The sequence below is a fragment of the Ideonella aquatica genome (assembly GCF_018069755.1).
In the GTDB taxonomy this organism is placed as follows: domain Bacteria; phylum Pseudomonadota; class Gammaproteobacteria; order Burkholderiales; family Burkholderiaceae_C; genus Ideonella; species Ideonella aquatica.
In genome coordinates, this window is the sequence record NZ_JAGQDE010000026.1 from 43742 (window position 1) to 56153 (window position 12412).

12 protein-coding genes are annotated in these 12412 nt (G+C 69.6%); 11 read left to right on the forward strand and 1 reads right to left on the reverse strand.

Annotated features, from left to right (window positions below):
• The first annotated feature begins 15 nt into the window (after positions 1-15).
• Both KAK06_RS20395 and KAK06_RS20400 read left to right on the forward strand, forming a co-directional pair.
• Complete coding sequence (locus KAK06_RS20395) at positions 16-780, forward strand: enoyl-CoA hydratase (protein ID WP_210804013.1); 765 nt, start codon at positions 16-18, stop codon at positions 778-780.
• A 2-nt stretch (positions 781-782) separates the two neighbouring features.
• On the forward strand, positions 783-1496 hold the full coding sequence (locus KAK06_RS20400; RefSeq protein WP_210804014.1) for an SGNH/GDSL hydrolase family protein: 714 nt from the start codon (positions 783-785) through the stop codon (positions 1494-1496).
• Here KAK06_RS20400 and KAK06_RS20405 read toward each other — a convergent pair whose 3' ends face one another.
• Complete coding sequence (locus KAK06_RS20405; protein WP_210804015.1) at positions 1497-1952, reverse strand: acyl-CoA thioesterase; 456 nt, start codon at positions 1950-1952, stop codon at positions 1497-1499. It abuts the gene before it with no gap.
• Positions 1953-1993: 41 nt separating this feature from the next.
• On the opposite strand from KAK06_RS20405, the gene KAK06_RS20410 reads away from it, so the two are divergent.
• The 9 genes from KAK06_RS20410 (at position 1994) to KAK06_RS20450 (ending at position 12193) form a co-directional block, all read left to right on the forward strand.
• Positions 1994-3835: an ABCB family ABC transporter ATP-binding protein/permease gene (locus KAK06_RS20410; RefSeq protein ID WP_210804016.1), complete on the forward strand. Its 1842-nt coding sequence runs from the start codon at positions 1994-1996 to the stop codon at positions 3833-3835.
• A complete protein-coding gene (locus tag KAK06_RS20415; RefSeq protein WP_210804017.1) occupies positions 3816-4742 on the forward strand; it encodes a LysR substrate-binding domain-containing protein in 927 nt (308 codons plus the stop codon). Before KAK06_RS20410 ends, KAK06_RS20415 begins: the two co-directional genes overlap by 20 nt.
• Positions 4726-6579: a sensor histidine kinase gene (locus KAK06_RS24600; protein ID WP_210804018.1), complete on the forward strand. Its 1854-nt coding sequence runs from the start codon at positions 4726-4728 to the stop codon at positions 6577-6579. Before KAK06_RS20415 ends, KAK06_RS24600 begins: the two co-directional genes overlap by 17 nt.
• On the forward strand, positions 6576-7919 hold the full coding sequence (locus tag KAK06_RS20425) for a sigma-54-dependent transcriptional regulator (RefSeq protein WP_210804019.1): 1344 nt from the start codon (positions 6576-6578) through the stop codon (positions 7917-7919). Before KAK06_RS24600 ends, KAK06_RS20425 begins: the two co-directional genes overlap by 4 nt.
• 152 nt (positions 7920-8071) lie before the next feature.
• Positions 8072-8995 (forward strand): transporter substrate-binding domain-containing protein, encoded by a 924-nt coding sequence (locus KAK06_RS20430; RefSeq protein WP_210804020.1) that lies wholly within the window; start codon positions 8072-8074, stop codon positions 8993-8995.
• A gap of 66 nt (positions 8996-9061) precedes the next feature.
• Positions 9062-9964, forward strand: a complete 903-nt coding sequence (locus tag KAK06_RS20435) for a transporter substrate-binding domain-containing protein (RefSeq protein WP_210804024.1) — start codon at positions 9062-9064, stop codon at positions 9962-9964.
• A 74-nt stretch (positions 9965-10038) separates the two neighbouring features.
• Positions 10039-10779, forward strand: coding sequence for an amino acid ABC transporter permease (locus tag KAK06_RS20440; protein ID WP_210804021.1), 741 nt, complete (start codon positions 10039-10041; stop codon positions 10777-10779).
• Between the two features lies 1 nt (position 10780).
• Positions 10781-11446 (forward strand): amino acid ABC transporter permease, encoded by a 666-nt coding sequence (locus KAK06_RS20445; protein WP_210804022.1) that lies wholly within the window; start codon positions 10781-10783, stop codon positions 11444-11446.
• A gap of 12 nt (positions 11447-11458) precedes the next feature.
• Positions 11459-12193, forward strand: a complete 735-nt coding sequence (locus KAK06_RS20450; RefSeq protein ID WP_210804023.1) for an amino acid ABC transporter ATP-binding protein — start codon at positions 11459-11461, stop codon at positions 12191-12193.
• The last annotated feature ends 219 nt before the right edge of the window (positions 12194-12412 follow it).

Consider the following 12412-nt stretch of genomic DNA (forward strand, 5'->3'; position numbering starts at 1 on the left):
GGACGAGGAGACACCATGAGCATCAAGACCGCCACGCTGGACGGCATCGCGACGATCGAGATCGCGCGTCCCGAAAAGAAGAACGCCCTCACGCAGGCGATGTACCAGGCCATGGCCGACGCGCTCAGCGCCGCCCAGGCCGACCCGTCGGTGCGGGCGGTGCTGATCTGCGGTCAGCCGGGCATCTTCACCTCGGGCAATGACCTGGAAGACTTCATGCAGCGCCCGCCGCAGGGCCCCGACTCGCCGGTGTTCCGTTTCATGCGCGCGCTGCTGGACTGTGACAAGCCGGTGGTCGCTGCGGTGACCGGCGCCGCAATCGGCATCGGCACGACGATGCTGCTGCACTGCGACTTCGTCTATGTCAGCGACGAGGCCCGGCTGGCCATGCCTTTCGTCAGCCTGGGTCTGGTGCCCGAGTTCGCCTCCAGCCTGCTGGTGTCGCAGCGCATGGGCCATGTGCGCGCCGCCGAGAAGCTGCTGCTGGGCGACCCCTTCACCGGCGCCGAGGCGGTGGAGTGCGGCCTCGCCAATGCGGTGCTGCCGGCGGCTGAAGTGGTCCACCACGCGCGCCGCGTGGCCGAGCGCTTCCGCCACCTGGCCCCGGCCGCGGTGCGCGAGAGCAAGGCGCTGATGCGCGCGCCGCAGCGTGAACAGGTGCTGGCGGTGATCGCCGCCGAGGGCGAGGTCTTCGGCCAGCGCCTGCGCAGCCCCGAGGCGCGCGAGGCCTTCCAGGCCTTCTTCGAGAAGCGCGCGCCGGACTTCTCCTCGTTCTCCTGAGCATGCTGGCCAAGCTGGCCCTGGGCCCGCTGCTGATCGCCCAGGGGCGCCAGGTGCGCCGCCAGGCATTGCGCCTGCCCGAGGCCGCCGGCCCGCGCAGCGGCGTGGCCGGTGAGGGCGCCGCACGCTGGCGGCTGCTGGTGCTGGGCGATTCCTCCGGGGCCGGGGTCGGTGTCACGCACCAGGACCAGGCGCTGGCCGCCCCGCTGGCCGCCGCGCTGGCCGCGCGTCTGGGGGGCGCGGTGGCCTGGCGCCTGCTGGCCACCACCGGTCACACCGCCGCTGACGCCTTGCAGGCGCTGCGCGAGGCCGAACTGGCACCGGCCGACCTGCTGGTCACCGCGCTGGGCGTGAATGACGCGGTGGGCCAGACCCGGCCGCAGCGTTTCGTCGCCACACTGGACGCGATCCATGCCGAGGCCCAGGCCCGCTGCGGCGTGCGCTGCACGCTGCACAGCGCGCTGCCGCCGATGGGGCGTTTCCCGTTGCTGCCGCAGCCGCTGCGCTGGGTGATGGGGCGCGACGCCGCGCGGCTGGACAGCGCGCTGGCGCGCCACGTGCGCGGGCGCAGCGACCGCCGCCATGTGCCGCTGCCCGCGGTGCCTGACGGGCCGCTGGACGGCTGGGTGGCCGAGGACGGCTTCCACCCCGGCCCGCGCGGCTACCCGGCCTGGGCACAGGCGCTGGCCGAGGCCGGCGCCGCCGTGCTGCGCTGATCAGGCCGCGGCGTCCTTCGGGTCTTTGGGATCCTTGGGAATGGGCCGCGGCTGGCCCTGGCGGTCGATCGCCACATAGGTCAGCGTGGCCTCGGTCACCTTGACGATGTGCGGATCGGCCGGGTTGCGCTCGGCATACACCTCCACGTGCACGGTGACCGAGGTGTTGCCCACCCGCAGCACCTTGCCGTAGAAACTCAGCAGGTCGCCCACCGACACCGCCTGCTTGAAGATGAACTCGTTGACCGCCACGGTGGCGATGCGGCCGCGGGCGATGCGCATCGGCAGCACGGCGCCGGCCAGGTCGACCTGGGCCATGATCCAGCCGCCGAAGATGTCGCCGTTGCCGTTGGCGTCGGCCGGCATCGGCATCACCCGCATCACCAGCTCGCGGTCGGTGGGCAACTGGGTGCGCGGCGGCTGGGGCACACTGGCGGCTGCGGGGCTGTCGCTCATCGGGGGTCCTGCACTCTGAAAAGTCCAGCCATTGTTCCACGATGCGTCGCGCCGCCGCCCTGCCTGAACCCGCCGCCAGCCCCGGCGCCCCCCGCTCCGACTGGGCCACGCTCCAGCGCCTGCTGCCCTACCTGTGGGACTACCGCTGGCGGGTGGCTGCGGCCCTGGTCTTTCTGGTGGCCGCCAAGGCCGCCAACCTGGGCGTGCCGCTGCTGCTCAAGGAGCTGGTGGACCGCCTGGCGCCCGGACCGGTCGATGCGCGCGCGCTGCTGGTGGTGCCGGCGGGGCTGCTGGTGGCCTATGCGGCGCTGCGGCTGTCGACCAGCGTGTTCACCGAACTGCGCGAGCTGGTCTTTGCGAAGGCCACGCACGGCGCCAGCAAGCGCATCGCGCTGGAGGTGTTCCAGCACCTGCATGCGCTGAGCCTGCGCTTTCACCTGGAGCGCCAGACCGGCGGCCTGACGCGCGACATCGAGCGCGGCACCAAGGCCTTGCAGTCGCTGGTCAGCTACTCGCTCTACACCATCGTGCCCACCCTCGTCGAGCTGGGCCTGGCGCTGCTGCTGCTGGGTGCCAAGTTCGACATGGGCTTTGTCGGCATCACGGTGGCGGCGCTGGTGGTCTATGTGGTGTTCACGGTCAGCATCACCGAGTGGCGCACGCAGTTCCGCCGCCGCATGAACGAGCTCGACAGCCGCGCCCACACCCGCGCGATCGACGCGCTGCTGAACTACGAGACCGTCAAGTACTTCAACAACGAGGCCTTCGAGGCGCAGCGCTACGACCAGGGCCTGGACGAGTACCGCCGCGCCCAGATCCACTCGCAGAACTCGCTGTCGATGCTCAACACCGGGCAGCAGGCGATCATCGCGGTGTCGCTGCTGGCCATGCTGTGGCGCGCCACCAGCGGCGTGGTGGAAGGCCGCCTGACCCTGGGCGACCTGGTGCTGATCAACGCGCTGCTGATCCAGCTCTACATCCCGATGAACTTCCTGGGTGTGCTCTACCGCGAGGTCAAGCAGAGCCTGGCCGACCTCGACAAGATGTTCACCTTGCTGGCGCGCGAGCGCGAGGTGGCCGATGCGCCGGGCGCCGTGGCCTTGCAGGTCAGCGGTGTCACGGTGCGCTTCGAGGACGTGCACTTCGCCTACGAACCCGCGCGGCCCATCCTGCACGGCGTGAGTTTCGAGATCCCGGCCGGCCGCACGGTGGCGGTGGTGGGCGCCAGCGGGGCGGGCAAGAGCACGCTGTCGCGCCTGCTCTACCGCTTCTACGACGTGAGTGGCGGGCGCATCACGATCGACGGCCAGGACATCCGCCAGGTCACCCAGGACAGCCTGCGCCGCGCCATCGGCATCGTGCCGCAGGACACGGTGCTGTTCAACGACACCGTGGCCTACAACATCGGCTACGGCCGCACCGGCGCCACCCGCGACGAGATCGAGGCCGCGGCGCGCGCCGCCCATATCCACGACTTCATCGTCGCCCAGCCCAAGGGCTACGACACCGTGGTGGGCGAGCGCGGCCTGAAGCTCAGCGGCGGCGAGAAGCAGCGCGTGGCCATCGCCCGCACGCTGCTGAAGAACCCGCCGGTGCTGGTCTTCGACGAGGCCACCTCGGCGCTGGATTCAGCCAATGAGCGGGCCATCCAGGCCGAGCTGAAGAGCGCCTCGCAGGGCAAGACCACGCTGGTCATCGCGCACCGCCTGTCCACCGTGGTGCAGGCGCACGAGATCCTGGTGATGGACGCCGGCCACATCGTCGAGCGTGGCACCCACGAGGCCTTGCTGGCCGCCGGCGGGCGCTATGCTCGGATGTGGGCGCTGCAGCACCGCCGCCCCGAGGACACTGCGCAGGACCCCCATGGACACCAAGTGGCTTGAGGACTTCGTCAGCCTGGCCGAGACGCGCAGCTTCTCGCGCTCGGCGCTGGCGCGACACGTCACGCAGCCGGCCTTCTCGCGTCGCATCCAGGCGCTGGAAGCCTGGGCCGGCATCGACCTGGTCGACCGCTCGTCCTACCCCACCCGCCTGACGCCCGCCGGAGAGACCTTCTTGGCCCAGGCGCTCGAGATCCTGGGCGCGCTGCAGGCCACGCGCAGCATGATGCGCAGCCACCAGGCGGCCGACCAGGACATGGTGGAGTTCGCGGTGCCGCACACCATGGCCTTCACCTTCTTCCCGCACTGGCTGATGGACCTGCGCCAGCGCTTCGGGGCGATCAAGAGCCGGCTGTCGGCGATGAATGTGCACGACGCGGTGATGCGCCTGACCGAGGGCAGCTGCGACCTGCTGATCGCCTACCACCACCCCACCCAGCCGCTGCAGCTGAGCTCCGACCGCTACGAAATGCTCAGCCTGGGCCACGAGACGCTGGCTCCCTACGCCAAGGCCGACGCTGCCGGTCAGCCGCTGTTCCGCCTGCCCGGCCGGCCTGGTGCGCCGGTGCCTTTTCTCAGCTATGCGCAGGGCGCCTACATGGCGCGCATCGTCGAGCAGATCATCAAGCTCGCCCCCGCGCCGCTGCACCTGGACGCCATCTACGAGACCGACATGGCCGAGGGCCTGAAGGCCATGGCGCTGGAGGGCCACGGCCTGGCCTTCCTGCCGGCCAGCTCGGTGCGCAAGGAGCTGCGCGCGCGCCGCCTGGTGGCCGCCGGCCCGGCCGAGTACGAGCTGACGATGGAGGTGCGCATCTACCGCGAGCGCCCCAGCGGCGCTCGCCACGCCAAGCCGGTGGCCGAGGAGCTGTGGCACTTCCTGAAGGCGCGTGGTGACGCGCTGGAATGAGCTGAGCCAGAGCTGGGGCCGACCGCCGGGTCTGCGCGGCCTAGGGGGGCTGCTGCTGGCGCTGCTGCTGGTGGGCGCCGCCGCCTGGGCCGGCTATGCGGCCAGCACACGCCGTGGCACCGATGCCCTGCGCAGCGAGGCCAAGCACCAGCTCGACCTGTTCGCCAGCGTGGTGCAGGGCATGGTGCGGCGCCTGGAGTACGTGCCCGCCACGCTGCAACTGCACCCCGAGGTGTTGGCGCTGCTGCGCCAGCCCAGCGATGCCCAGCGCCAGCAGGCGGCGGGCGACTACCTGCGCCGCCTGAATGCCCACCTGGGCAGTGCCTCGGTCCATGTGCTGGACGCCACCGGCCGGGTGATCGGTGCCAGCGACCCGGCGCTGCTGGGCGAGGATCTGTCGTTCCGGCCCTATTTCCAGGAGGCGATGGCCGGCCGCGTGGGCCGCCATTTCGCGATCGGCCTGCGTGACGCCACGCCTGGCTACTACGTGTCACACCCGGTGCACGACGGTGCCCGGGTGATCGGCGTGGCAGTGCTGAAGATCGGCCTGGGTCCGGTGGACCAGGCCTGGGCGCTGCTGGAGGCGCCCGCGCTGCTGGCCGACTCCAACCAGGTGGTGGTGCTGTCCTCGCAGCCGCAGTGGCGCTACACCGCGCTGGCCGAGCTGCCGCCCGAGCGCCTGGCCGATGTGAAAGCCACGCGGCTGTACGGTGACCGGCCGATCCAGCGCCTGCCGCTGCAGGTGGACCTGCGCATCGACGAGGACAGCCAGATCGTCGAGGGTGTGCTGCCCGAGGGCCTGCGCGGCAACGGCGAGCGCGGCCTGGCGCGCGAGATGCTGGTGCTGGGCCGCACGCTCGACGGCATGGACTGGCGCCTGCTGATGTTCACCGACCTGCGCCCGGTGCGTCAGGACGCGGTGCAGGCCGGCCTGCTGGCGGGTGTCAGCACCGCCTTGCTGCTGGCGCTGGGCGTGGTCTACGGCCAGCGTCGGCGCATCACGCGGCAGAAGCTGCGCGCCCACCACGAACTGGAGACCCAGGTGGCTGCACGCACCCAGGCGCTGTCCGAGGCCAACGAGCGCCTGCGCACCGAGGTGGCCGAGCGCCAGCAGGCCGAGCAGACCCTGCGCCGTGCGCAAGATGAGCTGGTGCACGCCGGCAAGATGGCCGCGCTGGGCCAACTGGCCACCGGCATCACCCACGAGCTGACGCAGCCACTGGGGGCGATCCGCACGCTGTCGGCCAACGCGGTGGAGTTCATGCGCCGCGGCGAGCACGGCGTGGCCGCCGACAACCTGGGCATCATGGCCCGGCTGGCCGACCAGATGGGCGCGATCATCGAGCCGCTCAAGGGCTTTGCACGCAAGTCGCAGGCGCGGCCGCAGGCCAGCGACGTGGCACAGGCGGTGCGCCACGCGCTGTTCCTGTACGACCAGCGGCTGCGCCGCGAGGCGGTCGAGGTGATCGATCGCACCACCGCCGGCGCCGTGCTGGCCTGGTGCGACCCGAACCGGCTGGAGCAGGTGCTGGTCAACCTGATCGGCAATGCGCTGGATGCGATGACAGACAGCACGGTGCGGCGGCTGTGGATCGACGCCAGCACCGAGGCCGACCAGGTGCTGCTGCGGGTGCGCGACAGCGGGCCTGGCATCAGCGCCGAGGTGCTGGCCCATCTGTTCGAGCCTTTCTTCAGCACCAAGGAGGCCGGCGTCGGCCTGGGCCTGGGCCTGGCGATCTCGCGCGATATCGCACGCGAGGCCGGTGGCGAGCTCAGCGCCGACAATCACCCCGACGGGGGCGCCTGCTTCACGCTGCGCCTGCCGGCCACCCCATGACGACTGAATTGACGATCCTGCTGGTCGAGGACGACCTGCCCATGCAACTCGGCTGCCAGCAGGCGCTGCAGCTGGCCGGCCTGCGCGTGCAGGCGGTGGACCGGGTCGAGGCCGCGCTGAAGCTGCTGGCCCCGGGCTTTGCCGGTGTGGTGGTGACCGACATGCGCCTGCCCGGCGCCGATGGCCTGAGCCTGGTGCGCGCCTGCCGCGACATGGAGCCCGAGCTGCCGGTGATCATGATCACCGGCCATGGCGACGTCAGCCTGGCGGTCGAGGCGATGCGCAGCGGTGCCTACGACTTCATCCCCAAGCCCTTCTCGCCCGAGACCCTGGTCGAGGTGGTGCGCCGGGCGCTGGACAAGCGCGCGCTGACGCTGGAGGTGGCGGCACTGAAGCAGGCGCTGGCCCGCCAGGCCGGTGGCGCCACGCGGCTGGTGGGGCGCTCGCCGCAGATGCGGGCGGTGCGCGCCTTGATCGAGCGCGTGGCGGGCTCGGACGTGGACGTGCTGGTGCGCGGCGAGACCGGCACCGGCAAGGAACTGGTGGCGCAGGCGCTGCATGAACTGTCCGGCCGCGCCAAGGGGCCGCTGGTAGCGCTGAACTGCGGCGGCCTGCCCGACACCCTGCTCGACAGCGAACTCTTCGGCCACGAGCCCGGCGCGTTCACCGGCGCCGCCAAGCGCCGCATCGGCAAGATCGAGCATGCCCACAAGGGCACGCTGTTCCTGGATGAGGTCGAGAGCATGCCGATGCCGGTGCAGGTCAAGCTGCTGCGCGTGCTGCAGGACCGGGTGATCGAGCGCCTGGGCTCGAACGAGCGGGTGCAGGTGGACTGCCGCGTGATTGCGGCCACCAAGGACGATCTGCTGGCGCGCTCGCGCGACGGCAGCTTCCGCGCCGATCTGGTCTACCGGCTCAATGTGGTGACGATCGAGCTGCCGCCGCTGCGCGAGCGGCGCGAGGACATCCCGCTGCTGCTGGAGCACTTCCTGCTGCTGGCAGCCAGCCGCTACGGCCTGCCGATGCCCGAGTTGGGCGAAGCCCAGCGCCGCGCGCTGCTGGCCCACGACTGGCCCGGCAATGTGCGCGAGCTGCGCAACGTGGCCGACAGCCTGGTGCTGGGCGTGCCCGGCGGCGTGCTGGGCGATGCCGGGGCGCCGGCCGACGGGCCCACCTTGGCGCAGGCGGTGGAAGACTTCGAGCGCGGCCTGATCCGCGAGGCCCTGCGCCGCCATGGCGGCCACCTGGGCCGCAGCGCCCAGGCGCTGAAGGTGCCCAAGACCACGCTGGCCGACAAGCTGCGCAAGTACGGCCTGAACGCCCAGGCCGGCAGCGACTGACGAACGGAAATCCGTACGGCGCCGCGGCAGCGGCGCACGGGTTTCCGTACGCCCGCCCCGCCGCAGCTGCGGGCGCGGCCGGCTTTCTTGTGGTGCGACAAGCACTTGCACTGCGTGGCTGGCCCTGGCACGCCATCTGCAAGAGACTGGGCATGTGGATCCGCCGCGTTGCCATGTACCTGGGCCTGTCTGCCATCCTGGCGGTCGGGCCGATGGGCGCCTGGGCGGCGCCGGGGGCTGCCTCGGCCCCGCTGCGCGGCGGCACGCTGGGCCGCATCGCCGAGACCGGAACGATCAACCTGGGCCACCGCGAATCCTCGGTGCCCTTCTCCTACTACGACGGCAAGCGCCAGGTGGTGGGCTATGCGCACGAGCTGATGCTGCGCGTGGTCGACGAGATCAAGACCGAGCTGAAGCTGCCGGCCCTGACGCTGCGCCTGGTGCCGGTGACCTCGCAGAACCGCATCCCGCTGGTGATGGACGGCACGGTGGACCTGGAGTGCGGCTCCACCTCCAACACCGCGGAGCGCGGCCGTCAGGTGGCCTTCTCCACCTCGTTCTTCGTCATCGGCACGCGGCTGCTGGTGCGCCGTGGCTCATCCATCAAGGACTTCCCCGACCTGGTGGGTCGCAAGGTGGTGGTCACCGCCGGCACCACCTCCGAGCGCCTGCTGCGCCAGTGGAGCGAGCAGCCCGGGCGCAAGGTGCAACTGCTGGCCGCGCGCGACCACGACGATGCGTTTCGCGTGCTCGAATCGGGCCAGGTCGATGCGCTGATGCTGGACGACGCGCTGCTCTTCGGCGAACGCGCCAAGGCTGCCCGCCCCGACGACTGGGTGATCACCGGCACGCCGATGTCCCACGAGGCCTATGGCTGCATGATGCGGCTGGGCGACCCGGCCTTCAAGGCGGTGGTCGACCGCGCACTGACCCGCCTGCTGCAGTCGGGCGAGGCGATGACGATCTACACACGCTGGTTCCAGCGGCCCATTCCGCCGCGCAACCTGAATCTCGATTTCCCGCCTTCCGAGGCCCTGCAACAGCTTTTCCGCCGGCCGAGCGACCAGCCCCTGTAGGGCTGGCGAGCGGTCTCTTCAACCCTCCCCGATGATGGAGTCGTGATGTCCTACCAATCCTCCCCCCTGCGCCGTGGTCTGCTGGCCGCCGCCGCGCTGACCGTGTTCGCGGTTGGCGCCCAGGCCCAGAGCAGTGACACCCTGAAGAAGATCAAGGACAGCGGTTCGATCACGCTGGGCGTGCGTGAATCGTCCGGCGCGCTGGCCTACACGCTGGGCAACGGCAAGTACGTCGGCTTCCACACCGAGATGGCCGAGCGCGTCGTCGCCGCGCTGCGTCGCCAGCTGGGCATGAGCGAGATCTCGGTCAAGTACCAGCCGGTGACCTCGCAGAACCGCATCCCGCTGGTGCAGAACGGCACGGTGGATCTGGAGTGCGGCTCCACCACCAACAACACCGCGCGCCAGAAGGATGTGTCCTTCGCCGTGACCACCTACGTCGAGGAAGTGCGCATCGCCGTCAAGGCCAATTCGGGCATCACCTCGATCGCCCAGCTGGCCGGCAAGAATGTGGCCACCACCACCGGCACCACCAGCGTGCAGACGCTGCGCAAGCATGAGCGCGCCACCGGTGTCGAGTTCAAGGAAGTCTTCGGCAAGGACCACGCCGACAGCTTCCTGCTGCTGGAAAGCGGCCGTGCCGACGCCTTCGTGATGGATGGCCAGATCCTGGCCGGCAACATCAGCAAGTCCAAGGCCCCGAAGGACTACAAGATCGTCGGCGAGGTGCTGTCGGTCGAGCCGATCGCCTGCATGCTGCGCAAGGACGATGCCGCCTTCAAGAAGGCAGTGGACGACGCCATCATCGCGATGATGAAGAACGGCGACCTGGCCAAGATGTACGACAAGTGGTTCATGCAGCCGATCCCGCCGGCCAACGTGCCGGTCGGCCTGGCGCTGTCGCAGGCCACCAAGGACGCCTGGGCCAACCCGAACGACAAGCCGATGGAAGCCTACGCGAAGAAGTGATCGCGGCCTGATGGGCGGGCACGGGGCGCTGACCCCGCCCGCCCCCTGTGAACGACCCGAGGAGGAGGCCCGACGTGGCGACCTGGGATTGGCAGGTGTTCTGCAAGAACACCATCGATGGTGAGGTGGTCGAACGCTGCTTTGGCAGCAACGGCGACATCACCTACCTGGACTGGCTGCTGTCGGCCTGGGGCTGGACGCTGTCCGTGGCGCTGCTGGCGCTGGTGGTGGCGCTGGTCGTGGGCTCGCTGATCGGCATCCTGCGCACCGCGCCCAGCCGCTGGCTGTCGGGCTTCGGCAATGCCTGGACCGAGCTGTTCCGCAACATTCCGCTGCTGGTGCAGATCTTCCTGTGGTACCACGTGGTGCCCTCGATCATCGCGCCGCTGAAGGACGTGCCGCCCTTCGTGCTGGTGGTGCTGGGTCTGGGCTTCTTCACCTCGGCGCGGGTCTCAGAGCAGGTCAAGGCCGGCATCGAGAGCATCCCGCGCGGCCAGCGCTACGCTGGCCTGGCGATGGGGCTGACGCTGGCGCAGACCTACCGCTATGTGCTGCTGCCGCGGGCGTTTCGCATCGTCATCCCGCCGCTGACCAGCGAGAGCATGAACATCATCAAGAACTCGTCGGTGGCCTTCGCGGTGAGCATCGCCGAGCTGACACAGTTCGCGATGCAGGCGCAGGAGGAAACCTCGCGCGGCATCGAGATCTACCTGGCGGTCACCGGCCTGTACTTCATCTCGGCTTTTGCCATCAACCGCATCGCCCTGGTCATCGAGCGCAAGTCGCAGGTGCCCGGCATGTTGGGAGCCCGATGAGATGAATCTGGACTTCACCTTCCTGACCTGGGACACCCTGGTCAACTTCGTCTCCAAGGGCCTGATCTTCTCGATCCAGCTGACGCTGGTGGCCATGATCGGCGGCATCGTGCTGGGCACGCTGCTGGCGCTGATGCGCCTGTCGGGCAAGAAGTGGCTGGAGATCCCCGCCTCGGCCTACGTCAACCTGCTGCGCTCGGTGCCGCTGGTGATGGTGATCCTGTGGTTCTTCCTGCTGATCCCGCTGCTGATCGGCCAGCCCATGGGCGCCGAGCTGTCGGCCATCATCACCTTCACGGTGTTCGAGGCGGCCTACTACTCCGAGATCATGCGCGCCGGCATCCAGAGCGTGCCCAAGGGCCAGGTCTACGCCGGCTACGCGGTGGGCATGACCTACCGCCAGACGATGCAGCTGGTGGTGCTGCCGCAGGCCTTCCGCAACATGCTGCCGGTGCTGATGACGCAGACCATCATCCTGTTCCAGGATACGTCGCTGGTGTATGCCATCGGCGCCTACGACCTGCTCAAGGGCTTCGAGGTCGCCGGCAAGAACTTCAATCGCCCGGTCGAGACCTACCTGGTCGCTGCCGTGGTGTACTTCATCATCTGCTTCTCGCTGTCGATGCTGGTGCGTCGCCTGCAGAAGAAAATCGCCATCATCCGTTGAGAGGGCTCGGCCGTGATCGACATCAAGAACGTGAGCAAGTGGTACGGCAGCTTCCAGGTGCTGACCGACTGCACCACCAGCATCCAGAAGGGTGAGGTGGTGGTGGTCTGCGGCCCGTCGGGCTCGGGCAAGTCCACACTGATCAAGACCGTCAACGCGCTGGAGCCGATCCAGCAGGGCGACATCATCGTCGACGGCACCAGCATCACCGACCCGAAGACCGACCTGCCCAAGCTGCGCAGCCGGGTGGGCATGGTGTTCCAGCACTTCGAGCTGTTCCCCCACCTGTCGGTGACCGAGAACCTGACGCTGGCGCAGATCAAGGTGCTGGGCCGCTCGGCCGACGAGGCCAAGACCCGCGGCCTGAAGATGCTCGACCGCGTCGGTCTGTCGGCCCACAAGGACAAGTTCCCGGGCCAGCTCTCCGGCGGTCAGCAGCAGCGCGTGGCCATCGCCCGCGCGCTGAGCATGGACCCGATCGTCATGCTCTTCGACGAGCCCACCTCGGCCCTGGACCCCGAGATGGTGGGCGAGGTGCTGGACGTCATGGTGCAACTGGCCAACGAAGGCATGACCATGATGTGCGTGACGCACGAAATGGGCTTTGCCAAGAAAGTCAGCCACCGCGTGATCTTCATGGACGCCGGCAAGATCATCGAGGACTGCAAGCGCGACGAGTTCTTCGGCAACCCCGACGCCCGCTCGCCGCGCGCCAAGGACTTCCTGTCGAAGATCCTGCAGCACTGAGTCGACGACCGGCGGTTTCCTGCCCACAGCGGCCGTAGGCCGCTGTGGGCCTCGACCGCTGCAGTATGCCAACGGTGGATTCAGCCAAGGACTGAGCGGCCTGGGGATGGCGGCGCTGTCGGGGGCGCCGAGGAGCGCAGACGCCCCGGGGCGCGCGCCGCAGGCGCGCTTCGTGAACTGACTTGGTCGACACTGTTTGACCGCAGCGAGCCGCAGGCG